Origin of the sequence: Microcoleus sp. AT8-B5, assembly GCF_036705565.1 — a bacterium.
In the GTDB taxonomy this organism is placed as follows: domain Bacteria; phylum Cyanobacteriota; class Cyanobacteriia; order Cyanobacteriales; family Microcoleaceae; genus Microcoleus.
On the sequence record NZ_JAUBUY010000017.1, the window covers coordinates 52,302 to 76,778 of the forward strand.

Annotated in this window: 21 protein-coding genes; 15 read left to right on the forward strand and 6 right to left on the reverse strand. The window is 44.6% G+C overall.

Annotated features, from left to right (window positions below; translation table 11 throughout):
- Window positions 1-3: 3 nt before the first annotated feature.
- Window positions 4-927: an alpha/beta fold hydrolase gene (locus tag QUB39_RS13905; protein ID WP_333056531.1), complete on the reverse strand. Its 924-nt coding sequence runs from the start codon at window positions 925-927 to the stop codon at window positions 4-6.
- Window positions 928-1,117: 190 nt separating this feature from the next.
- On the opposite strand from QUB39_RS13905, the gene speB reads away from it, so the two are divergent.
- From speB to msrB, 5 genes are all read left to right on the forward strand, one after another.
- Entirely contained in the window at window positions 1,118-2,047 is a 930-nt protein-coding gene (speB, locus tag QUB39_RS13910) for an agmatinase (protein WP_333056532.1), read from the forward strand.
- Window positions 2,048-2,180: 133 nt separating this feature from the next.
- Entirely contained in the window at window positions 2,181-2,738 is a 558-nt protein-coding gene (locus tag QUB39_RS13915; RefSeq protein ID WP_333056533.1) for a thioredoxin family protein, read from the forward strand.
- Window positions 2,739-2,917: 179 nt separating this feature from the next.
- The gene (modA, locus tag QUB39_RS13920; protein WP_333056534.1) at window positions 2,918-3,742 is read left to right on the forward strand and encodes a molybdate ABC transporter substrate-binding protein; all 825 of its coding nucleotides are present in this window, start codon (window positions 2,918-2,920) and stop codon (window positions 3,740-3,742) included.
- 421 nt (window positions 3,743-4,163) lie between these two features.
- Window positions 4,164-5,981 carry a molybdate ABC transporter permease subunit gene (gene modB / locus QUB39_RS13925; protein ID WP_333056535.1) on the forward strand — a complete coding sequence of 606 codons (1,818 nt, stop codon included), beginning with the start codon at window positions 4,164-4,166 and terminating at the stop codon, window positions 5,979-5,981.
- A gap of 69 nt (window positions 5,982-6,050) precedes the next feature.
- A complete protein-coding gene (gene msrB, locus QUB39_RS13930; RefSeq protein WP_333056536.1) occupies window positions 6,051-6,449 on the forward strand; it encodes a peptide-methionine (R)-S-oxide reductase MsrB in 399 nt (132 codons plus the stop codon).
- 152 nt (window positions 6,450-6,601) lie between these two features.
- Here msrB and QUB39_RS13935 read toward each other — a convergent pair whose 3' ends face one another.
- The gene (locus tag QUB39_RS13935; RefSeq protein WP_333312421.1) at window positions 6,602-6,787 is read right to left on the reverse strand and encodes a hypothetical protein; all 186 of its coding nucleotides are present in this window, start codon (window positions 6,785-6,787) and stop codon (window positions 6,602-6,604) included.
- Here QUB39_RS13935 and pyrH point away from each other — a divergent pair.
- From pyrH to QUB39_RS13960, 5 genes are all read left to right on the forward strand, one after another.
- Entirely contained in the window at window positions 6,786-7,514 is a 729-nt protein-coding gene (gene pyrH, locus QUB39_RS13940) for a UMP kinase (RefSeq protein ID WP_333056538.1), read from the forward strand. The genes QUB39_RS13935 and pyrH overlap by 2 nt on opposite strands.
- Window positions 7,501-8,049, forward strand: a complete 549-nt coding sequence (gene frr, locus QUB39_RS13945; RefSeq protein WP_333056539.1) for a ribosome recycling factor — start codon at window positions 7,501-7,503, stop codon at window positions 8,047-8,049. The genes pyrH and frr overlap by 14 nt, the downstream gene beginning before the upstream one ends.
- A gap of 172 nt (window positions 8,050-8,221) precedes the next feature.
- Window positions 8,222-8,527 carry a hypothetical protein gene (locus tag QUB39_RS13950; RefSeq protein ID WP_333209158.1) on the forward strand — a complete coding sequence of 102 codons (306 nt, stop codon included), beginning with the start codon at window positions 8,222-8,224 and terminating at the stop codon, window positions 8,525-8,527.
- 205 nt (window positions 8,528-8,732) lie between these two features.
- Window positions 8,733-9,185 carry an NADAR family protein gene (locus QUB39_RS13955; RefSeq protein ID WP_333056541.1) on the forward strand — a complete coding sequence of 151 codons (453 nt, stop codon included), beginning with the start codon at window positions 8,733-8,735 and terminating at the stop codon, window positions 9,183-9,185.
- 370 nt (window positions 9,186-9,555) lie between these two features.
- Window positions 9,556-12,561 (forward strand): GAF domain-containing protein, encoded by a 3,006-nt coding sequence (locus QUB39_RS13960; protein ID WP_333056543.1) that lies wholly within the window; start codon window positions 9,556-9,558, stop codon window positions 12,559-12,561.
- 7 nt (window positions 12,562-12,568) lie between these two features.
- Here QUB39_RS13960 and QUB39_RS13965 read toward each other — a convergent pair whose 3' ends face one another.
- The 3 genes from QUB39_RS13965 to QUB39_RS13975 all read right to left on the reverse strand — a co-directional run bounded on the left by QUB39_RS13965 (window position 12,569) and on the right by QUB39_RS13975 (window position 14,925).
- The gene (locus tag QUB39_RS13965) at window positions 12,569-13,345 is read right to left on the reverse strand and encodes a pentapeptide repeat-containing protein (protein ID WP_333209155.1); all 777 of its coding nucleotides are present in this window, start codon (window positions 13,343-13,345) and stop codon (window positions 12,569-12,571) included.
- A gap of 412 nt (window positions 13,346-13,757) precedes the next feature.
- A complete protein-coding gene (locus QUB39_RS13970; RefSeq protein ID WP_333056817.1) occupies window positions 13,758-14,402 on the reverse strand; it encodes a pentapeptide repeat-containing protein in 645 nt (214 codons plus the stop codon).
- Window positions 14,403-14,802: 400 nt separating this feature from the next.
- Window positions 14,803-14,925 (reverse strand): hypothetical protein, encoded by a 123-nt coding sequence (locus tag QUB39_RS13975; RefSeq protein ID WP_333056816.1) that lies wholly within the window; start codon window positions 14,923-14,925, stop codon window positions 14,803-14,805.
- Between the two features lie 434 nt (window positions 14,926-15,359).
- Here QUB39_RS13975 and QUB39_RS13980 point away from each other — a divergent pair, with 434 nt between their 5' ends.
- A complete protein-coding gene (locus QUB39_RS13980; protein ID WP_333056815.1) occupies window positions 15,360-15,797 on the forward strand; it encodes a helix-turn-helix domain-containing protein in 438 nt (145 codons plus the stop codon).
- A gap of 297 nt (window positions 15,798-16,094) precedes the next feature.
- Here QUB39_RS13980 and QUB39_RS13985 read toward each other — a convergent pair whose 3' ends face one another.
- On the reverse strand, window positions 16,095-16,448 hold the full coding sequence (locus QUB39_RS13985) for a metal-sensitive transcriptional regulator (RefSeq protein WP_333261490.1): 354 nt from the start codon (window positions 16,446-16,448) through the stop codon (window positions 16,095-16,097).
- A 430-nt stretch (window positions 16,449-16,878) separates the two neighbouring features.
- Here QUB39_RS13985 and QUB39_RS13990 point away from each other — a divergent pair, with 430 nt between their 5' ends.
- The 4 genes from QUB39_RS13990 (at window position 16,879) to QUB39_RS14005 (ending at window position 24,366) form a co-directional block, all read left to right on the forward strand.
- Window positions 16,879-18,129 (forward strand): HhoA/HhoB/HtrA family serine endopeptidase, encoded by a 1,251-nt coding sequence (locus QUB39_RS13990; RefSeq protein WP_333261494.1) that lies wholly within the window; start codon window positions 16,879-16,881, stop codon window positions 18,127-18,129.
- 146 nt (window positions 18,130-18,275) lie between these two features.
- The gene (locus tag QUB39_RS13995) at window positions 18,276-19,979 is read left to right on the forward strand and encodes an AIPR family protein (protein ID WP_333261498.1); all 1,704 of its coding nucleotides are present in this window, start codon (window positions 18,276-18,278) and stop codon (window positions 19,977-19,979) included.
- Between the two features lie 21 nt (window positions 19,980-20,000).
- Window positions 20,001-21,662: a site-specific DNA-methyltransferase gene (locus QUB39_RS14000; RefSeq protein ID WP_333261500.1), complete on the forward strand. Its 1,662-nt coding sequence runs from the start codon at window positions 20,001-20,003 to the stop codon at window positions 21,660-21,662.
- Complete coding sequence (locus QUB39_RS14005) at window positions 21,652-24,366, forward strand: DEAD/DEAH box helicase family protein (RefSeq protein ID WP_333261503.1); 2,715 nt, start codon at window positions 21,652-21,654, stop codon at window positions 24,364-24,366. Before QUB39_RS14000 ends, QUB39_RS14005 begins: the two co-directional genes overlap by 11 nt.
- Window positions 24,367-24,477 lie beyond the last annotated feature (111 nt).

The following is a 24,477-nucleotide window of genomic DNA, read 5'->3' on the forward strand; positions in this document are numbered from 1 at the left end:
TGATTAAAGGGGAGGATTGTCGGCAAATCTCGATCGCTCTTTAATCCAATCGAGTAAAATAGGATTGACCAATTCCGGCGCTTCATCCTGGGGACAATGGCCCACTCCCTCCAAAGGAATAAACTTTTCAACAGCCGGAAACTTTGCCAATTCTCGCCCCAAGGCGATCGGCTCCCAAGGGTCATCCGTACCCCACAAAATCAAAGCCGGACAGCTCAAACGCGGCAACAAATCCTCCGGTAGCGGGCCTTGAGAATAACTGATAAAGGCCACAAATACTTCAACTGCGCCGCTGTCTTTAGCAGGTTCCAGCAGCATATTTACCAGTTCGTCGCTGACAGCTTCAGGACGGTGATAAGCTTGCAAAAGCACTTTTTTTACTGTTTTTGGCGTTGCTAATTGTTTAAAAAATAATTGACTTATCCACTTGACATTTAAAACTTTTTGTGCAATTGGCGCTCCAAAACTGCGATACCAAGGCATTTCGGCGCGTTTGCGATCGTGCAGCAAGCGTAGGGAACAATTGAGTAAAATTACGCCAGAAGCAATATCGGGAAAATCAACAGCCGCTTGCATAATTGCCACACAGCCGATCGAATTTCCCACCAAAAAAGCCGGCCCGCCCGCAACTTCCCGACAAAAATCAGCAATTAGCTGACCCCAAGTTTCAAAAGTATAGTCAATCTCAAGCTTGGGCGCGGGTTTAGCAGAACCGCCAAAACCGATGAGGTCGATCGCATAACAGCGGCAATCAGCAGCCAGCGCCGGCAAATTCTTGCGCCAGTGGCCCCAAGACGCACCAAAACCGTGGACAAACACCACCGCAGGCCCCTGGGAACCCGCAGCCTGGTAGCAAATCGGAAAGCCTTTCCACAGCCAAGTTTGAGGCGAAATAAGTGTTGACGAAGCGGGAGTAGAAGATGTCATGCGATTTTAGATTTTAGATTTTAGATTTTAGATTGGGCATGGGGCATAGGGCATGGGGCATTGTTAGCTGCTGACTGCTGACTAATGACTAATGACTAATGACTAATGACTAATGACTACTTTGCAGTTAGAGCCGATAGTATGTCACGATTAAACCTGCTGACTTCTTTGCTGTATTAAAATTTCCCTTATGCCAACGATCGTTTCCACAGCAGTCGTACCATTTCTGGGGTCTGAAATTGTACCCGACTACGACACCGCCAAAGTAGTAATCTTACCAATTCCCTACGAAGCTACCACCACTTACCGCCGGGGGTGCGAAAACGGGCCCGCCAAACTTCTAGAAGCTTCTCATCAACTCGAGTGCTACGACGAAGAATTGGATGCCGAAGTTTGCTACGATGTCGGAATTTATACAAAAGAGCCGATCGCCGATACCCGCAACAGACAACCAGTTTCATCCTCAGAAATGCTGCAAGTAACCCAAGCAGCAGTCTACCAGCTAGTTACCGAAAATAAATTTGTCATCTCCCTCGGAGGCGAACACAGCATCACTGCCGGCGTTGTCGAAGGTTATCGCCAAGCATACCCGGATGAACCTTTCACAGTCGTGCAAATTGACGCCCACGGCGACTTGCGACACGAATACGAAGGCTCGATTCACAACCACGCCTGCGTGATGCGACGTGTTGTCGATATGGGCTTACCGACACTGCAAATCGGGATTCGCGCTATCTGCAAGGAAGAAGCCGACTTGATTAAAGCCAAACAGCTAAACGTGATTCGAGCCAGAGAAATTGCTACTCAACCGGATTGGGCCGATCGCGCAATTGCCAGCATAACAACTAAGCGAGTATTTTTGACGATCGACTTAGACGGCATCGATCCGACTTTAATTCCAGGGGTGGGAACACCCGAACCGGGCGGGTTAAATTGGTATTCCCTCACCGCATTTTTGCGCCGCGTCTTCGAGTCCTACGAAGTAATCGGGTGTGACATTATGGAATTAGCACCTATTGTAGATTCTGTCGTCTCAGAATTTACCGCCGCCAAATTAGCATACAAACTTATTGGATACCAAGCTCTGGCTCAAGGTTGGCTAAAGCCAGACGAGGAATAAATCGCGAAGCACGAATCACAATAGGCTGTTGGCAAGGCTAGAATTAAGCTAAAGCCAAACAACAGCCAATTTTATTCGTGCTGACAGTTTCATCTTTCATGCTGGCAAATACTCCTCTTCACCTCCTGAAAACATGAGTTTACTAATGGATACAACGGGTACTCCCATTAACGGCTACGCTCCCGATTTTGAACTGCCGGGAGTTGACGACGAAGTTCACCATTTAGCTCGATATTTAGAAAAATTTCGGGCGATCGCGGTGATATTTATGTGCAATCATTGCCCTTACGTGCAGTTGTATCTCAATCGCATGAAAGAACTTCAAGCAGATTTTCAAGATCGAGATGTTACTTTAATCGGGATTAATGCTAATGATGCAAACCAGTATCCCGACGACAGTTTTGAGAATATGAAAATTTTTGCCACCAACAATCAACTCAACTTCCCGTATATCCGAGATGTTGCTCAAGATGTGGCTGAAAGTTTTGGGGCTTCTAAAACCCCGGAGGTTTTTTTGTTAGACCAAGACGGCAAACTGCGCTATAAAGGTTTAATTGACGACAACGCTGACGATCCGGCGGCGGTGCAGGTTTCTTATCTGCGGAGTGCGATCGACCAATTGCTCAACAGTCAACCCGTTGAGCCTTCAACTACAGAGGCAATAGGCTGTTCCGTCAAATGGCGATCGTAGGCAGATTTAAAATTAACGTTCCCGCACTAATTATTAACTGGTTCCCTGGCTGTGCCTGGGAACCTATCTCCAGAGGCTCTGCCTCGTCAAAGACTGGATGAAAATTGGAGATACAGCCTCCGAATCTGCTTTACTAGGCAGAGCCTGGTAAGGAGTAAAAAGATTCAAAACAATTGTCTGTGAACTTAAAAAGTAGACGTATTCCCAACTTAATTTTCGCAGTCGCCTTCCTGCTAGCACTGCTGATTAGTTGGAACTTATTTAAGAACTTTTCCTCAGTCGATACGTTGCAGCGCACCTCCTTAAACGTATCCGCTGCTATCAGTCTCTCGAAAGCTTTAGGGGAAATCAAAACTGTTTATCAAAGCAGTAATCCGAATTTTACTATTACTTATAATTTTGGTGCTTCCGGTGCTCTAGAACAGCAAATTCAGCAGGGAGCACCGATAGATGTATTTTTCAGCGCCGCCACCAACCCAATGGATGCTTTGCAGCAATCTAACCTGCTAATTAACGACACGCGCCGCAATTTGCTGACAAATCGCCTGGTTTTGATTACTCCCAAAAACGGTGTTGCTTTGAGCGATTTCAAACAGTTGACAGATGCCAGAATCAAGAAAATTGCGATCGGCGAAGCCAAGAGCGTACCTGTCGGACAATACGCTCAGGAAATGTTAAATAAACTTGGATTGTGGGGGCAAATACAGCCAAAATTAGTGCTAGGAAATAACGTCCGCCAAGTGCTGACATTCGTCGAAAGCGGTAACGTTGATGCTGGTATAGTTTATGCGACTGACGCCACAGCCTCCGACAAAGTAACTGTGCTGCTAACGGCTGCCGAAAATTTGCATTCGCCCATTGTTTATCCGCTGGCAGTTATCAGAAACAGCCGCAATCCGGCTGCTGCGAAAAGGTTTGTTGACTTTTTGGGGGGCGATCGGGCTAAAATAGTATTTCAGAAATACGGATTTGGGATGGCTCGCCAATTAGTCTCATACAACTGAGATGTTGCACTATTCTCAATTACTTGTTTAGCAACAGGCTTTCCGGCCTGTTCCACAAGAAAATTCACTCTTTGTGGAACAGGCCGGAAAGCCTGTTCTTGAGAATGGTGCAAGATGTGAGATACAACCAAATTTTGTAGGGGCGGGTTCACCAACAATATCTAATTCCCGCCAACAATCTATATAAACCCGCCCTCACACAACAGATAACCTTGTGTATTCAAAGAGGTACATTTCGATTTGCCGCCCAAGTGGGGGCGGGTTTACGGGATTATTTGTATTAGCCGAAGATTGTTGGTAAAACCCGCCCCTAGGAGCGAATCCCCAAATTATACATTTTGATTTATCTTTGGGTGGAAGCGGGTTTAGTAAATTATGTGTTTGAGGCAATTATTGTTGGTGAAACCCGTCCCTAGGATTTATGGAATTTGATATTTCTCCCTTCTGGATATCTCTAAAATCCTCCGCTATTGCGACATTTATTACCTTTTTCCTGGGAATAGCCGCCGCCCGGTGGATGCTTTCAACTCGCATCAGAGGTAAAGCTTTAATTGAAGGGATTTTCATTTCTCCCTTAGTTTTGCCGCCGACAGTAGTGGGATTTTTGCTGCTGCTGCTGTTTGGGAGAAATGGGGCGATCGGGCAATTTTTGCTACAATTCGACTTAACTATAATTTTCACTTGGCAAGCCGCCGCGATTACTGCCACAGTTGTATCATTTCCCCTCATGTACAAAACTGCTTTGGGAGCTTTTGAGCAAATTGATGCCAATCTTCTCAATGCAGCCCGCACTTTGGGAGCATCGGAGTGGCAAGTTTTTTGGCGGATTATGTTGCCGCTAGCATGGCCGGGAATTTTAGCAGGAACTATTCTCGCATTTGCTCGCGCTTTGGGTGAATTCGGCGCGACGTTGATGTTAGCGGGGAATATTCCCGGACAAACTCAAACTATCCCGATGGCAATTTATTTTGCTGTGGAAGCTGGGGATATGAGGCAAGCTGCTATTTGGGTTTTGATTATTCTGAGTATTTCTTTGAGCGTGCTAACTGCTGTTAACTTTTGGACTGATTTACAAAAGATATCGCCCAAACCGAATTCGAGTTATAGATTGCAATCAAATATTCCTAAATTCGCGTCTGTTTTTACCACAAAATCCCAACAACAACCTAAAAACGGACTTTTTTTAAACATTTTTAAACCTCTCTCCAGCTTTGCCTTGGATGTCGGCTTCGATATCGGCCCGGAAGTGCTGGGAATTTTGGGCGCGTCGGGTTCGGGAAAAAGCATGACTCTGCGCTGCATCGCTGGTTTGGAAACTCCAATGAGCGGTAAAATTGCAGTCAATGGCAGGGTTTTATTTGACTCCGCACAGGGCATTAATGTAGCTTCTAAAGACCGCCGCATCGGTTTTTTGTTTCAAAACTATGCTTTATTTCCTCACCTGACTGTTGCTCAAAATATTGCGTTTGGTTTGCAGCATTTATCTGAAAGCGAGCAAGAACTTCGGGTAAAAGAACAACTAATTTCGGTGCAAATGTCGGGAATGGAAAATCGCTACCCGCACGAACTTTCGGGGGGCCAACAGCAGCGGGTGGCTTTGGCTAGGGCGATCGCCCCTTCTCCAGAATTGCTACTGTTAGACGAACCGTTTTCTGCTTTGGATACTCACTTGCGGAGTCAACTGGAACGGGAGTTAATGCTGACTCTGGCTAATTATCGGGGAATTACTTTGTTTGTGGGTCACAATTTAGAGGAAGTTTACCGGGTGTGCAAAAATCTGTTGGTGTTGGCTGAGGGAAAGCCGATCGCCTTTGATACAAAACAGAACATTTTCGATCGCCCCCGCAACTTCACCGTCGCCCAGTTGACGGGCTGCAAGAACTTCTCTGCCGCTAAACCGATCTCCGTAACTCTCGTGGAGGCGATCGACTGGGGCTGTACTCTGAGTGTAGTCGAACCAATTCCCAAATCTCTAGTTTCTGTGGGAATTCGGGCTCATCAACTGAGTTTTGTCAGCGGGTGCGATCGTGAAAATACTTTTGCTTGTTGGATCGCCTCGACTGTGGAAACTCCGCACCGGGTGACATTATATCTCAAATTGCACTCGCCTCCCAATGATTCCCAAGATTATCACTTACAAGCCGAAGTTTTCAAGGAAAAGTGGAGAGCTATTAAGGACAATCCTTTTCCCTGGTATGTTCATATCGAGCCAATTAGGTTAATATTAATGGAAGCCTGAGTTAACTAGCAATATACCGTTAACCGTCAACACTCAACAGCTAAATACATCTTAACCCAACATCAAATCATGACTGAACAAGTTAAAAAAACCGACGCGGAATGGCAACAACAACTAACGCCAGAACAGTTTAAAGTCACCCGCAAAAAAGGAACGGAAAGAGCTTTTAGCGGCGAATATCACGACAACAAAAAACCCGGAATTTATAAGTGTATTTGTTGCGGCACTGAGCTATTTAAATCAGAAACCAAGTACGATTCCGGTACCGGTTGGCCGAGTTTCTACGCTCCAGTTAGCGAAGAAAATGTCAAGTGTGAGTCCGATAACACCTTGTTCATGCGCCGAACAGAGGTACTGTGCGCTGTTTGCGACGCTCATCTCGGTCACGTATTTAACGACGGGCCCAAACCTACCGGTCAGCGTTACTGCATGAATTCTGCTGCTCTTAATTTCGTTCCCAAGGATTGATTCTTTTAGGGGCTAGCTAGAAGCCCAACCCCTACTCCCCACAAAAAATCAATCCGGTTGTGGAACAGGCATCTTGCCTGTTCACCGGCGCATTCACTGAGAAAAAATCAATCCGGTTGTGGAACAGGCATCTTGCCTGTTCACCGGCGCATTCACTGAGAAAAAATCAATCCGATTGTGGAACAGGCATCTTGCCTGTTCACCGGCGCAGCCGAAGCCACAAACAAATTCTCTGGCAGCACAAGCAGGATGCCTGTTCCGGGCAATTGATGTTCAAAATGCACCCATACTGCTATCTTATGGTGGAGGCAAAAAGAGTAAAAAAATAGTGGCGGCATGGGGATGGTATATCAGCGAGTTTTGCTGAAGCTCAGCGGTGAAGCGCTGATGGGCAGCTTGGGCTACGGGATCGATCCGATAGTGGTTCAGTCGATCGCCCAGGAAGTGGCCAAAGTCGTGTCCCAAGGCATTCAAATCGCGATTGTTGTCGGTGGCGGCAACATTTTTCGCGGGGTGAAAGCTGCTTCGGCAGGGATGGATCGGGCAACGGCTGATTATGTGGGTATGATTGCTACGGTGATGAATGCTATCACTTTGCAGGATGCCCTGGAACAAGCAGGAGTGCCAACGCGGGTGCAATCGGCGATCGCCATGCAAGAAGTAGCTGAACCCTACATCCGGCGGCGGGCAATTCGCCACCTAGAAAAAAAACGAGTAGTGATTTTTGGTGCCGGTTCTGGCAACCCTTTTTTTACTACTGATACTACAGCCGCTTTGCGGGCGGCTGAAATTGATGCAGAGGTGATTTTTAAAGCTACTAAGGTAGATGGGGTGTACGATTCTGACCCCCACGTCAACCCCAACGCGCGCAGGTATCAAACCCTCACCTATGCCCACGTCTTGAATCAAGATTTGCGGGTGATGGACAGTACGGCGATCGCCCTTTGCAAAGAAAATAATATTCCTATTATGGTATTTGACCTCTCGGTGTCGGGCAACATCTACCGAGCTGTAATGGGAGAATCTATTGGAACTCTTGTCGGAGGTTTTTGTGAAGTTAGCTGAAGCAGAAGATCATATGCAAAAGGCAGTTGAGGCTACTCAACGGTCTTTTAATACTATTCGGACGGGACGGGCCAACGCCTCCCTCCTCGATCGAGTCATGGTAGACTACTACGGCTCTCCAACTCCGATCAAATCCCTTGCCAATATCGGCACCCCGGATGCGACTACGATCACCATTCAACCGTTCGATCGTACAGCGCTGACCTCGATCGAAAAAGCAATTTCCCTGTCCGATGTAGGACTCGTTCCCAACAACGACGGTTCAGTTATTCGCTTGAACATTCCGCCGCTGACAAGCGACAGACGCCAAGAATTTGTCAAAATGGCCAGTAAGTTTGCTGAAGAAGGTAAAGTTGCAATTCGCAATATCCGCCGCGATGCCGTTGACTCGATTCGCAAGCAGGAAAAAAGCAGCGATATCTCTAAAGATGAATCCCGCGACTTGCAAGATAAAATTCAAAAGCTGACGGACAAGTACGTTGCCAAAATAGAAGAAGTTCTGGCAGCCAAAGAGAAAGATATCACGACTGTTTAGGGAATGGGAAATTGGGCATGGGGAATAGGAAGAGTTTTGAGATTGTTCAGAGCCGGCCGCGAACAACGAGCAGACGCTTAATCATTTGTGAGTTGTGAGTTAAAAACTCAAGATTTCACACTCATTAACTTACCCATTCCTCCTGCCCCATTGACCAATCACCCATTACCAGTTGTCCGGTGAAGGAATTCGTCCTGCCATTTTTAGTGGATTTAAGGCTGCTGAGGCGCTCGATCGAGCTCTTGGATGTGCCGACGACGCTAAGGAGCCTTACACTCAATCGATCGCCCAAGAATGGAACACTCATCTGATTTGGGTCAGTCGCTTGGCTAGAGCATTCTATCAGTTTACAGGAGCTGCTTACAGAGCGGGCGTCAAATTGCCGATGACTACTCAGTTGATGAGCAAAATTTTGTGTGGCGAACCGCGTTATGCCGATATCGCTAACTGCGCTCTTAAAAAGCTGATGCCGCTTTAGAACGAAGGAAGTTCAGCAACGGATTTAACGCATGGATTTTGAGGGAAGAAAAAAGAGAGAATCTTCTTAAATCCCAATTCCTTATTCTCAATTCCTCATTCCCAATAGCGGTAAGGTGCGCCCCTAAGCACCCTAGATAATTGGATTTTGCGTAAATCCTGTAAAATTTAAAATCTAAAATCTAAAATCTAAAATCTAAAATCAAATGATAATTTATTTTTATAAAGTAGAGGAGCCTTATGGCTGCTTTTCTAATTTTTCACTACACGACATTTCTCTGCACGGTCAATATTGGTTGACGGTGGAACATTACTATCAAGCCCAAAAATTTGTCAGCACCGATCAAAGATTAGTGGCGGCGATTCAAGCCGTAGCAACTCCTCAAGAAGCCGCTAAATTAGGTCGCGATCCCAACCACCGGATTCGCGCTGATTGGGAAGCCGTGAAAATTCCCATTATGCGCGAAGCAGTTTTAACTAAGTTTCTCACTCATACAGACATTCAAGCGATTCTTCTTGCCACAGGGGATCGAGTAATTGTAGAGGATTCGCCAACGGATTACTACTGGGGGTGTGGCTGCGACCGAACCGGTCAAAATCATTTGGGTAAAATTCTGATGAGCGTGCGCCAAGAAATTAGTCAGCACCAAGGGCGCTGATAGAAACTCAAATTCTTTCGTTAATTATCATTATATGAAGTTCTACAACAAATGTCAAGTTATCCTAACAATGAAGAATTCTCCTAGTGAGAGTGTAAGATTGCGAGAAATTTATAAGAGCATTAAAATAATAATTATTATTTGCTTAAGTCGCTCTGCCTGTTGAAGGCAAGGATTAAACTGGCGCGATCGCAGATTTTACTTACCCCAGCCCACCAGAGGCGATACACCGTCGTCTCTGACAAGTGCGCGACGGATTAATTGTACAGATCGGTTGAGTCAAAAACTCAGGGTGAGGCATTTGAGTTTCAACGCTCCAAGAGCACATCAAAACTTCTTATTATCATTGTATAAGTACAAAAGGAGATTTATGCAACTCAGAGAAAATACGCAAGAATTACATTATAAACTAGACAGAGAAGTTTTGATACGGCGGATAACAGAACGCATTCGCCAATCTCTAGAATTAGAAGATATTTTAACCAGTACGGTAGCAGAAGTGCGGTCTTTTTTGAAAACAGATCGCATTATGATTTACAGGTTTAGTGCCGACGGCAGTGGAGAAGTTGTTGCTGAGTCACTTAATAACAACCATCTCCCTTCCTTGAAAGGACTGCACTTTCCAGCAGACGACATTCCCGCCAGCGCCAGGGAGATGTATCTCACTTTGCGCCAGCGGACAATAATAGATGTTAACTCAGGGACGATCGTCCTGAGTCCCCTCGATGCAGCAGACACCGGTCAACCCTTAATAAAAGAGGAGATGCACTACCGATCGCTCGATCCTTGCCACACCGCTTACCTGATCGCAATGGGAGTGCAATCATCCTTAGTCGTGCCGATAGTGCACCGCCGGATCGTCTCGGAAAACAGCAAAACAGATATCTGCCAAGCCGCGACGTGTCTGACTCGATACGAGCCAGGAAATAATCAAAAAATTCACATCGAACTGTGGGGACTTTTAGTGTCTCACCACTGTGCGCCCCTCAATATTTCACCAGCAGATTTAGAAGTAGTTCAGCTCGTATCGGATCAATTGTCTAGCGCTATCGCCCACGCCCTCCTCCTCCAGCAAACCCGCTCTCAAGCGGCCCGCGAAGCTACCGTGAGCCGCATAGCAGCCCTGTTGTACGGTCACGTCAACATTCAACTGCAACAGGGTTTAGAAGCCACCGTCACCGCTTTGGGTGGCAGCGGTGGCAGACTCTATCTCAACCAGCCGAAAATCAACGGTGAAAAATTATCCCCTCCCAAGATAGAAGGAGGATTGCCAATTGCCCCGGCCCACAGTGATGCTACCTTTGAACTGTTCACCACAGGAGAACAACCGACACTTCCCAACTGGGAAAAAGTTAAGGCGATCGAAGCTCATGCCCTCTGGCAGGAATGGCTAACCAAAGGATTCAAAAATACCGAAGAATTTCCCAAATTTCCAATTTTTACTAATTCTCAATTCCCAGTTTTGATAATTACCGACTTATACAAAGAACCTCTATTTAGAGTTTTAGTTCCCGCTTTCCAATCTACTAAAATTCGGGGTTTGTTGGTAATTCCCCTCCACTACAAACAACAAGTAGTTGGCTGTTTGACCATTTTTCGCAATGCAATAGATACCGAAAAAATGTGGGCGGGGCGCTTTGACACCAGCGCTGCACAAACCCTTCCCCGACAATCATTTGAACTTTGGCGAGAAATAAAAAAAGGTCAGTCGCCAGAGTGGAAGTACGAAGAAATTGAGCAAGCTTTAGCTATAGGCAGCCAATTTTGTTCGGCAATTGGGCAGTACGTTCTTTATAAAGAAGTGCAAACTCTGAATGCCAACTTGGAGCGCCAAGTTCAAGAACGCACCGCCCAATTGCAAAAATCCTTGGACTTTGCCAAAGTATTGACGCGAGTTAGAGACCAGATTCGCAGCACCTTAGATTTAAAAATCATACTGCAAACTATTGTGCGAGAAGTCAGAGTTTTGTTGGATACCGATCGCACGGTAATCTACCAATTTGCGGCCGACAAACAGGGCGAGGTAGTTGTCGAAGCTGTTTGCGGCGAGTGGCGGTCAATTTTAGGTATCACATCTCCACAAGGATGCTTTCCCGAAGGCTCAGACTGCTTTTATCGAGCCGGACGGGTGCGAGCAATTAATGATATTTATACTGAGGATTTAACACCCTGTCACCGCGAATTTTTGGAAGAGTTGCAGGTGAGAGCAAGTTTAATTGTACCCATGATGGGCAAAGATTCCCAATTGTGGGGGTTGCTGATTGCCCATGAGTGTTCGGGGCCGAGAGTTTGGCAAACAGCAGAACAGGAATTGGTGCAACATTTAGCGGCTCAAGCTGCGATCGCCATTCACCAAGCAGAACTTTATCAAGAAAGTCTCAATGCAGCAACTGCCGATCGATTAAAAGCCGAACAGCTAGCTAAAACCCTCACAGAATTGCACAATACCCAAGCCCAACTGATTCAAACCGAAAAAATGTCCAGTCTCGGACAACTCCTGGCCGGAGTCGCCCACGAAATCAATAACCCCGTTAACTTTATCTACGGTAATCTGTCCCACGCCAGCGAATACACCAAAGATTTACTCTGCTTGGTGGAACTCTACCGCCAGCACTACCCCAATCCCAACCCAGAAATTAGCGAGTGCTCCGAAGCAATAGACATCGAATTTCTTGCCGAAGATTTGCCAAAAATTTTGGGTTCCATGACAGTCGGAGTTGAGCGCATTCGCCAGTTAGTGGTATCTTTGCGTAATTTTTCCAGGATCGATCAAGCCGAGAAAAAAGCCGTTGACATTCACGAGGGCATCGACAGTACCCTGTTGATTTTGCAGCACCGGATCAAAGCCAATTCTGAGCACAACACCGTAGAAATCATTAAAGAATATGGCAAGTTGCCCTTAGTTGAATGCTATGCCAGCTCGCTCAATCAGGTATTTATGAATCTGATCGGTAATTCCCTCGACGCCCTAGAACTGAGAAAAAAAGAGGGAGTTATGAATCTTCCCTTTAAAGCAGCAAATGCAGCCGCGACGCATTTAAGCTCCCAAATACTGCCTATCGAGTCAGGAGATATAAAGGCCACCACCGAGTGTTTGATTCCTAATTTTCCATCTCCTTGCATTCGGATTCGCACTGAATTAATCAATGAAAAAATGGTAGGAATTTGCATTGCCGACAATGGTCACGGCATCCCCAAAGAGTTAATCTCTCACATATTTAATCCGTTTTTTACTACTAAACCCGTAGGTCGGGGCACGGGTTTAGGACTGTCTATCAGTTACCAAATTGTAGTTGAGAAACACCAAGGTGTACTTAAGTGTGTTTCTGTACCGGGTCATGGTACAGAGTTCTGGATCGAGATTCCCCTGAATTAGGCAACCCTCAAGGCAAGATTAGCTTCACCAGCACAGAACCGATCGACCCCAGAAGACTCATAAAGTCGCCGCGGCTGGAAGTGCGGGGTTCCGTTGGCTTTTGGCGTGCCACAATGGCTTCGCCTAACTGCTTTGACAACTCCTCACCTTGGGGATTTCCTTGATCTGCAAAGAGTTTGTTTGCTATTGCAGCGTCTTGAGCCGCACCGGCGAACTCTCCCAAGTCAGCGCGAGACATACTGCGCGCAAAATAAACGGCTGCTAAATCCGATTTCAGATTCAGGGCTTGATTGTAATAATCAATGGCGTTTCTGTAGTTTCCTGCTTGAGCTTCCAGCACTCCCAACCGATAGAAGTCTTCAGCGGTGCCGATATTGGTTGGCATTCCTCTAACTCCGAGCAGTTGCGCGTTAGTTAAATTGGCGTTGAGCAAATTGGCGTCGCTGAGATAGGCACTTCTCAAGTCAGCACCGCTGAGGTTCGCACCGCTGAGGTTTGCCCCTGTCAGGTTGACGCCAAACAGGCTAGTGCCGCTGAGGTTGGCACCGCTGAGGTCAGCCCCCGCGAGGTTGGCTCGACTGAGGTTAGCCAACCTCAAGTCAGCACCTTTGAGATTGGCTCCTGTTAAATTGGCTAAAACCAAGCCAGCACTGCTGAGGTCGCAGTTGGGGCACTGTCGGGTGGCTAGTAATTGTTGCGTGTGTTGGATGTTCTCGGCGGGTGCAGGAGCGATCGGGGCGATCGCGCTCAGCAGCGTTGCAGCAGCGAGGATTCTGAGTTTCATTTTAACCGTCCCAAATCCAAAATATTAAATCTAAAATAGCTTTTATCGAAGCAATTGAAAATCACCATAACACAAGTTCACCCAACAAATCTTTTGACTTGCCGTATGTAGGAGTTCTGAGCGCCATCAGCAGCCTAGATTGAAGTTCTCGGCCTTACCTGAGTGTCAATCGATTTTAGATTTTAGATTTTAGATTTTAGATTTTAGAATTGAAGCATTGACTTGCGCGAGAGAAATACGTTCGGCAAGTTTCTCGGATACAGGTTTTTTATTTCTGGACGGATGAATCACGTGGCGGGTATCATGGATGCTTTCGGTCAAATAAAGATTTCGCTGCCAATAAATTAGGGTAATGAATTACTCATTACCCTTTAGCCGCTGTTCTCGGCAACCATAAAAATTAACCAATAAATTAGTCGTGAATCGTGCCGTCGGGCATCGTTGTACCCTTAAGATATACTCCGCTCAGGTTGACTTTTGTAAGGTTTGCTCCCAACAGGTTTGCTCCGCTTAAGTCGGACGCACTTAAAATCGCTTCAGTCAAGTCGGCCCTAATTAGACTCGCCCCCATTAAGTCGGCTCCGCTAAGGTCTACTTTACTCAAGTTTGCGCCAATTAAATCGCATTCTGTGAGCACCGCCCTACGCAAGTTTACTCCGTAAAAATTTACTCCGTGCAAGTCTGCACGGCTGAGTGTTGCCCGAGATATATTCGCTCCAATTAAAGTTGCTTGGATCAGAGAAGCTCCGCTCAAGTCTGCTTTACTGAGATTTGCTCCCATCAACTCAGCTCGATTCAGGTTAGCTTCAAGTAAAAGTGCTTCTGTGAGGTCTGCTCCACCTAAGTCTGCTTTGCTCAAATTAATCTTGCACAAATTGGCTTTGCCAAAGTTGACTCTGTTGAGTTTGGCTTTGCTGAGATTGGCTCCAATCAGGTCGGCTTCATACAGATTGGCTCCAATCAATTCTGCTTCGTAGAGGTAGACCTCGTGCAGGTAGACCCCACTAAAATTTCTTTCTCCTATTGCATATAGCTTGAGCAGTTCGTCAACGTTCATTGTGGCTTCTCTACACCTTTTAAATGAAGAATACTGTCAGCAAGCTGGTTACACCGGATGTTCTGCAATTTTAGATTCTGAAATATTCACACCTAGGGTGAAACTTCCCTGAATCTATAAGGTTTTAGGTGGAAAGTCCGATCGAACTCATAACTTTTTGTGGCTAGTTGAGCTTACTGAGTGCTCGTGTGACCTAAATCACAAAACAATGTTAGTAGTATCACATAGAGGTTCCGCTTTCGATCACAGCAGACGGGCAAAAATAGCCGATACTTATACTGTAATGCTGAGAAATTGACAATGCCACCCTCGTCGTGTTTTACTCAATTGGCGATAAAGCCAGTAGTTTCACGGATAGTAGCCCGCTTGCTGTGAAAGTAGGTTGCAACGTCACTCGGCCCTACCCGCTCTGACCGATGAGAGTGCTGATATCTAAGGATTTTTCGCACTGCGAAAGCCAAAAATGCACTTCGGGGACGAGGGGAATGTCTGTATAAAAATGCGATCGCTGGTGTACAGACATTCGCTTGTTTGCTAGCACCTAATGACTGAAAATCGCCCATACGTTCGCAAAAAATACCAATAAATACCAGGAAAACCATGATTGATGTTTAACAATAAAAGAATAAATGGTATTCCTTAAGAGTCACCTATTGCCGCTAATGTTACAGTCGATCGGTTAACGGCTATCAGTATTAGCAATGACGCTTGTCCATCAAATACAAAACTGACCCAGAAACAGGGTGTTTTACCAAAAAAATCGTTGCAACCTTGCTCCAGGTTAAAATAATCAGGTTTCTGAGCGTCTGAGTGCATCCAGGAAGGAAAAAGTTGAATGAGTACGATCGCTTTTGTATTGCTTCAGGGCAAACAAAAGGTCAGCATTTAGGATAGGAGCAGCTTTTGCTCCCTTGTCAAACAAAGGTATTGTAGAACGCGAATCGTGAGGTAATTGATATGGCTGGAGTATGTAAACTTAGCATCACAGAGACAAGTGAAGAGCTAAAAAACCTGTTAACTGAACAAAAAACAGCAAGTGGCTTTCAAAAAATTCAAGCACTTTACCTGTTCAAAATTTGTCATGTTAAGACAGTTAAAGAATTGGCAATGACGATCGGGGTAAATCGAATTACAGTGCAGCGGTGGCTGAGAAAGTACCGATCTGACGGACTCGAAGGACTCCTCGAAACAAAGCACAGCGGTGGCCGTAAGCCGGCCATTCCACCTCTTGCCCGCGCTAGTTTGGCAATGCGCCTCAGCGACCCCCAGAAAGGCTTTAAAAGCTATGGAGAAATTCAAGAGTGGTTGCAGCAGGAATACAGCATTGAGGCTTCCTATAAAGCAGTTTATGCAACAGTCAGATATCACCTAAAAGCCAAGCTGACGAAAGTCTAGACAGTTCATACCACGTCGGATTAAGCACCGATTATCTAATGGTTAACCGTCAGCTTTTGAATATCTTGAGGAGTTGCGTCATCACGACAAACCGGACTAATTCTTTTTTAACAAAACTCGCTCTCCTAAACTGCGAAGCATATAAATTATATGTTGTGGCAATGGGGGTGAAGGGGAGAAAATTTGATGCTTTTCCCGCGTTTGTGAAAGATGCTTAAAAAATTAGCCAGAAAGAATAACTTGCAAGTTTTGTCTAACTTGCAGGTTTTGTTATATGGATGTAAAAATTGGCAGCGGCTAAGGCAAAAACCGATCCAAAGCGGCTTTCAACTCTTCGATTTCCGTATCGATATTGCCTTCTTTCGCGGCTCTGGCGATGCACTCAGTTAAGTGTTCGTCAAGAATGATTCTCGCTACGCGATCGAGCGCGCCTCGCACCGCAGCAACTTGCACCAGAACTTCGGGACAGGGACGGTTTTCTTGAACCATTGTTTTAATGCCGCGGACGTGTCCCTCAATCCGAGACAAGCGATTTACCAGCCGCCGCATCGATTCTTCATCGTGATGGTGAGGGTGGGCTGATTCAGCGTCGTGATGGTGGTGGGAATTTGAGGGCAAGGATTTGTCAGTAGAAGTATCAGATAGAATCATTGGGGTTATACCATTTTAGATTTTAGATTTTAGATTTTAGATTGGGAATGAGTGATTTCGTAATGGTTGGGCCCACGGGCCTAGAGTTGCATTCTTTTTTTGAAACTGGTATTACTAGGGAATTTTTTAAAGTTAGAATTCAGAATAGGGTGAGTTGGTGCGGGCTCGTGACTCATGTATTGTAACTGTCAATCGATTGCGCGATTTTAGATTTTAGATTTTAGATTGACCCCACGGATAAGTTCGGGGGCAAGTGTCATCGGATACAGGTTTTTTATTTCTGGACGGATGAATCACGTGGCGGGTATCCTGGATGCGGGAATTGTCAAAATATATTTAGGATCTTCATAGTGGCAGATTATGCAGATTATTGAGTCCGCACGATCGCACACCTTTACCAGACTAACCCAGACTAACAAAGATTGACGCTATGCGACTATTTAAGTTTTTTCGCCCCGCACCTCGAACAGGTGCTCGTTGGTTCGCCCTAATTTTAGCAATGACGATCGCCCTGAGTGCTTTAACAATCAATGCTGCACCCGCCGCAGCCGCCGCCGCTGATGGCAAAAATCCGCCCAAGTTGCAGTTCCAGACTGCCCCAGCCACTGCCGCGAATCCGCAACTGTTAGCGCTGCGGAGCTCGGAACTCCCGGCGGATACCGGCAGTTTTGTAACGGCGGCAGTCGATCGAGTCGGGCCGGCAGTTGTTCGCATTGATACCGAGCGCACTGTCAGCCGCAACCTCGACCCCTTAATGGAAGACCCCTTTTTCCGCAGATTTTTGGGAGAAGATTTACGCAGCCTGACCCCCAGACAAGAACGCTTGCGCGGTCAAGGTTCGGGCTTCATCATTGACAAAAGCGGGATTGTTTTAACCAACGCCCACGTAGTTGACAAAGCCGATCGAGTGACTGTCACCTTAAATGACGGCAGGACATTTCCAGGAGAAGTGCAAGGTACTGACGAAGTAACAGATTTGGCTGTTGTCAAAATTAATACCAAGGAAGTTAACTTGCCCGTGGCAATCCTAGGAGATTCAGACGCGGTGAAAGTGGGAGATTGGGCGATCGCCGTGGGCAACCCCCTGGGATTTGACAACACCGTCACCTTGGGCATTATCAGCACCCTCAAACGCTCCAGTGCAGCCGTCGGCATTCCCGACAAGCGCCTTGATTTTATTCAAACCGACGCCGCCATCAATCCCGGCAATTCCGGTGGCCCCCTGTTAAACAGCAGAGGAGAAGTGATTGGCATCAACACGGCGATTCGAGCCGATGCAATGGGTATTGGCTTTGCGATTCCGATCGACAAAGCCAAAGCCATCTACGCGCAGCTAGCCAACGGAGAAGAAGTCAGCCATCCGTTTTTGGGGATTCAGATGATTGCTTTGACTCCTGAAATGGCCAGAGAGAATAATTCTGACCCCAATGCTCCTTTGATTGTGCCGGAAGTTAAGGGAGTGTTAGTGATGCGAGTTGTGCCCAACACTCCTGCTGAGAAAGCAGGGATTCGCAAAGGGGATGTCATCGTTCAAATTGACGGTGAGGCAGTGACTGAAGCCGAACAGTTGCAAAGTTTGGTGGACAACAGCAAAATCGGTCAAATTCTGAAACTGAAAGTGCGGCGCGGTGCCCAGATTAAAGAAGTAGCAGTTCAAACTGCTCAAATGAGGGATTTTTAGAAGTGAAGAGGAAGGGGGAAATCGTTAAAAAACCCTCCTCCTTGTTTCTTTTTTATGTGAATAGATTCAGGAGTGCGATAGTTTTAATAGTTGCATTTTTTCTCTCAAAAACTGATGGTTTTTAATAAAGTATCAATATCCCAACAATGAAAAAAAAACAAATTTTAAATTACCAAAAAAGTCAAATTATTGAGGTACTAAAGCAGGATTATTTTCAAATGACCGCGCAGCTTCATAGAAACTGGACACCAGAGCAACATGAAAAAAATCGATTGAGTCGTTCTTTGGCTGCATTTGCGATCGCCAATCTTGCCGATATTACCCCAGCTCAAGCGGCTAACTCAATTATCAATGGGGAAAATGATAATGGGATTGATGCCATTTATTTCGATCGGATGAAAAATTTGCTTTTGTTGGTGCAGGCTAAGGCAGGGAATGCTCCAAATATGGGTGATAATAAGAAATTTTGTGATGGGATTAGAGATTTAGTCCATCAACGTTTTCAGAAATTTAATGATGGCTTTGTGCGGTTGCAGCAAGAGGTTGAAGATGCTTTAAATACTAACGGGGTAAAAATAGTTGGCTGTAATATATATCTTGATGAAAGCCTTAGCTCTCATGTGATTGCGGATCTCGATCAGTTAAAAACTGAACTGAATCAGTTCGATCAACGTTTTGAATGGCAAGATTTAAATATTAGCATAACACATGGTTGGTTGACAGCCAAACAAGCGATCGCCCCTGTTGATGTAGTCTTGACATTGGAAAACTGGCATTGTTTAGATCGGCCGCGTAGGGCATTTTATGGATTGGTTAAGGCTTCAGAACTTGCATCTTTATATCAACAGCATAATAAGTCGCTTTTTGAGAAAAATATCCGTTATTACCTAGGTGCAGAGGATGTTAACTTAGCGATTGCGGACACTGTCAAAGAGCAACCATCTGAACTATTTTATCTCAACAATGGTCTGACGATTACTTGTTCGATAATTAGTCTGCCATCAGGACACAAACAGGAATCAACTCAATTTACTTTAAAAGGTTTTTCCGTCGTGAATGGGGCGCAAACGGTAGGAGCTATCGCTGCTGTTTATAATGCTAATGGTTCAATATCTGCTGATGCAAAGTTATTAGTTACAATTATTGAAGTGGGGACGGAGACTGATAATATTGGCGAAAAAATTACTGGAGCAAGAAATACGCAAAATGCTGTGCGCGATGTTTATTTTGCCGCGTTAGATTCCAATCAAGAACGTTTGCGACAGGAATGTATGGTATCGAATATTGTTTACGAATATCGACCATCGGCGGAGCGGAGTCAGGATGCGATTACGATTGAACAGGCGGCAGTTGCCCTTGCTTGTTTTAGCGGTGATACGGAAATAGTGGTTGCAGCAAAGAGAGAAATTAGTCAGATTTATAAGCGTTATTATGATATATTGTTTAGTGATGGGCTTTCAGGAGTTACGCTGTGTCGTTATGTGCGAATTTTTCAATATCTGGATGAAATTTTTTCGGCTTCAGAAAATGCTGCAACAGGTCAACAAAAAAAGTTTTATAAGCATGGTAGATTTTTTATTATAGATATTCTTGCAAGACGCTATAAACCTTTGCTAAATAAGCATGAAGTTTATTTGTCTGAGGACGATAAAATGCAACTTTCACGAATTGGGTTAGAGCTTGCTGAGGTTGTTTACACTGTTGCTGAATCTCGATTTGCTAGTGACAACAAGGGATATCTTGCTATTTTTAGGAATATCACAGATGTTAGGCCTTTAACGAGTGAGGTAATGCAGGAGTTAGATCGCAGGGATGCTCAGGCTGAAAATCCGAATATACCTACAGTTTAACTTTTGAGATAGATATTAATTATGAATAAGAAGCAGAGACTAGAACTAACATGGGTTGGTAAGGATATTCGCCCCAAGCTGGAGCCGCGAATTTTACTGGAAGATCCAGAAATATCTTATCATGCTGCTCATCAGGTGAGTGAAAATGATATTTTTGATAATCGCTTAATTTTTGGGGATAATTTGTTGGCTCTCAAGGCTTTAGAGTCTGAGTTTGCAGGAAAAGTTAAGTGTATTTTTATCGATCCGCCATATAATACAGGCTCAGCTTTTGAACATTATGATGATGGAATTGAACATTCTATCTGGCTTGGTTTAATGCGCGATCGTTTAGAGATTTTGCGTAATTTATTATCGAATGATGGTTCTTTATGGATCGCGATTGATGACAATGAAGCACATTATTTAAAAGTGGTTTGTGATGAAATTTTTGGTCGCAACTGTTTTATTACATCTTTTATTTGGAGAAAAGTTGATAGCCCTAACGATAATAAAGTTGCCATTACACCCGATCATGAATACGTTCTGTGTTTTGTAAAAGATCCGAGATTAGTACAGTTTAAACAGAAACCTGATAACTCAATTCTCCATGCTTATAGACAACCTGATTCAGAGTCAGATCGCCCTTACAGAGATCGATTATTAAAAAAGAACGGCAAAAGTAGTCTTCGGTCAGATCGACCATCAATGTTTTTTCCAGTTATTGCTCCTGATGGTACAACAGTTTTTCCAATCCATGACGATGGCCGAGAGGCTTGCTGGGCGATAGGTAAAAAAGGAGTTGAAGATTTGATAGCTCAAGGAAATTTAATTTGGAAACAGCGCCAACAAAACGGTATAAAGCGATGGGTTCCGTATACAAGAGAATTTGCAGCCGAGGAGCCTTCTCGTCCGTATCCAACAATTTGGAACGATCTCGATACTACGCGACAAACCAAAGCACATCAAAAGATTTTGTTTGGCGAGAATAGTTTGTTTGAAACACCAAAACCAGAAGATATTATTTGTCGCATCTTACAAATTTCTACAGAAATAGGTGATCTGGTTCTTGATTCTTTTGCAGGTTCAGGAACAACAGGCGCAGTCGCGCAGAAAATGGGAAGACGCTGGATCATGATTGAACTCGGCGAACATTGTCATACCCATATCATTCCCCGACTCAAAAAAGTAATTGATGGCGAAGATCAAGGGGGAATTACTAAAGCAGTTAACTGGAAAGGTGGCGGTGGGTTTCGTTACTATCGTCTCGCACCATCCCTACTAGAAAAAGACAAATGGGATAATTGGGTGATCAACAAAACCTATAACGCCGCCATGCTTGCCGAAGCACTCTGCAAAATCGAAGGTTTCACCTACGCACCATCCGACACTTTGTATTGGCAACATGGCTATTCCACTGAAAGCGACTTTATCTATGTCACCACCCAAAATCTTAGTCACGAACAACTATCCAAACTTGCAGACGAAGTAGGACAAGAACGCACCCTACTTGTTTTATGTACCGCCTTTCGAAGCGAAACCGACATATTCCCAAACCTCACCGTTAAAAAAATTCCCAAACAAATCCTTTCACGGTGTGAATGGGGACATGATGATTACAGCCTAAAAATTGAAAACTTGCCAAAAGCACCCCCAAAGTTCGGACAACTATCACTATTTGACCTGGATACCTATGATAAATAAACTGGTTAATAATATTTCTAATCGTCTCAGTCTGCGCCATCCTCAGCGCCAATCTTTAGAAATTATCGATCGCATTTGTGAACTCTTATCCATCCCAGACATCACAGATAGAGAAACAAGTTTAGTCGCCCTCAAAAAAGAATTCCCAACGTTTACTGACTTCGAGCGCGACTTTCCCTCCCTATGTTTTGCCCTAGCCACAGGTGTTGGTAAAACTCGACTCATGGGCGCATTTATTAGTTATTTATACCTAGCATATAACATTAAAAACTTTTTTATCCTTGCCCCAAACCTAACCATTTATAACAAACTAATTACCGACTTTACGCCCAACACCTCAAAATATGTATTTACGGGTATCTCTGAATTTGCGATCTCTCCACCAGTCATCATCACAGGTGACAACTATGAAATGAATGCGCGAACGATCTTAGATCAACAAATTTCATGCAAAATTAATATCTTTAATATCTCAAAAATTAACTCAGAAGTGCGTGGTGGCAAAAGCCCTAAAATTAAACGACTATCCGAATATATTGGCGAAAGCTATTTTGATTACCTGTCTCAATTAAAAGACCTCGTAATTCTCATGGATGAATCGCACCGATATCGCGCCTCAGCAGGAGTTCGCGCTATCAATGAATTAAAACCATTAATGGGGCTAGAACTTACCGCCACACCCTTTGTCGAAACCAATAAAGGTTCAGTAGCTTTCAAAAATGTCATCTATGACTATCCCCTCGGACGTGCCATAACCGATGGATTTGTTAAAGATCCTGCCGTCGTCACCCGCAAAGACTTTAACCCCGCGTCAATGTCACCAGAAGCGATCGAGCGTCTTAAACTAGAAGATGGCATCTATCTCCATGAAAATATTAAAGCTGAATTAGAAACCTATGCTATTCAAACTGGAAGAACGATTGTTAAACCTTTTGTATTAGTTATTGCCCGTGACACTACCCACGCCTCAAAACTGATGGAACTCATTCAATCTGATGAGTTTTCCGAAGGAAATTATAAACATAAAGTTATTCAAGTTGACTCTAGTAAAACGGGCGCTCAAGAAGATGAAATGGTAGAGCGATTGCTCAAAGTAGAACATACTGATGAACCTACTGAAATAGTTATCCATGTAAATATGCTCAAAGAAGGTTGGGATGTCACCAACCTCTATACAATTGTCCCTCTGAGAGCCGCAAATTCCAAAATCCTGATCGAGCAATCTATTGGAAGGGGCTTGCGTTTGCCCTATGGAATGCGTACAGGTGTAGAAATAGTCGATCGCCTAAATATCGTCGCCCATGACAAATTTCAAGAAATTGTCGATGAAGCAAAACGCCCAGAATCCCAAATCCGCTTAAAACAAATTATCCTTACAGATGAAGACTTACAGCAAAAGACACAAACAGTAATTTCGCGATCGCAACTAGCCCAAAATCTAGGACTTCACCCCGAACAACCCATTAATTTACCTGATAATTTACCTGAAACAGAACCCCAAAATATTCAACCATCGCTATTTCAATCACCTATAGAACAAAAGATTGCACAGCTTACATACCAAGAAATCCTAAAGCTTGAAAGCCGGCCCGAAGAAGTCCCAACCACCGCCCATCTCGCATCCCCACAAGTTCAGGGAAGGGTGCGCGAAGCCGTAGCTAGAGAATATCAACCCGCACAAATGGAACTTGAAGGCATAATAGCACCTCCAGATATTGAAGCGATCGTTGCGAAAACAACGAATTTAGTGATTCAGCAAACCATCAATATTCCTAAGATTCTGGTTATTCCTAAAGGGGAAGTGCGATCGGGTTTCAGGTCTTTTGCCCTAGATGTCACAGGCTTAAATTATCCCGTTCCCTCCCAAGAAGAATTACATATTCAATCCCTAACAACGAATAAAGTTGAACGTATGGGAATTAACAAAGAAAACTTTGAAGAATTACGGCTTGAAAACTATATTGTCAAAAATCTAGTCAACTTCGATGATATTGCCTATGACGAACACGCTGATTTACTCTATGACCTGGCGGGTCAAGTTATCAGTCATTTTATGACCTACTTATCGGAAGGAGATACACAGAAAGTTTTACGCTATTACCAAAGGGAAATTACCAATTTTGTCCGCAGCCAAATGCAGCAAAATTTCTGGGAAGAAACAACAGGTTATGAAGTCAAAATCAGTAAAGGTTTTACAGCCTTAAAAGATAGCGCATACACTACAAATGCTAATAATTGCCTTGATTATCAATCTTCGCCACGAGACAAAAGCAATATGTCCAAATATCTGTTTACAGGCTTCTCCAAATGCCTCTATCGAGAACAGAAATTTGAAGCGGAAGCAGAAAGAATACTAGCACTGATTTTAGAACGGGATGCAATCAAATGGTTTAAACCCGCAAAAGGACAATTTCAGCTTTATTACAAATGGCAGGGAAAATATTCAGAATATCAACCAGATTTTGTTGCTGAAACAGAAGAAGTTATCTATATGCTGGAACCAAAAGCTCGAAATGAAATTGACAATCCTCAAGTGCTTGCTAAGAAAGATGTCGCAGTTCAATGGTGTCAATATGCTTCGGACTATATGCTAAAGCACGGTGGCAAACCTTGGAAATATGTCTTAATTCCCCATGATGAGATCAAAGAAAATATGAGACTCCAAAAACTAAGCGATCGCTATACCGCCACTACTAAGGGTTAATTTCAGGGGCGATCGGGAGCAAAAAAGTAATCACTAGCCATGCTACCAACCGATGCCAAAGGGCGAAATGTAGGAAAGTTCTTCAACAATCCAGCAATCCTGCGTCACTCG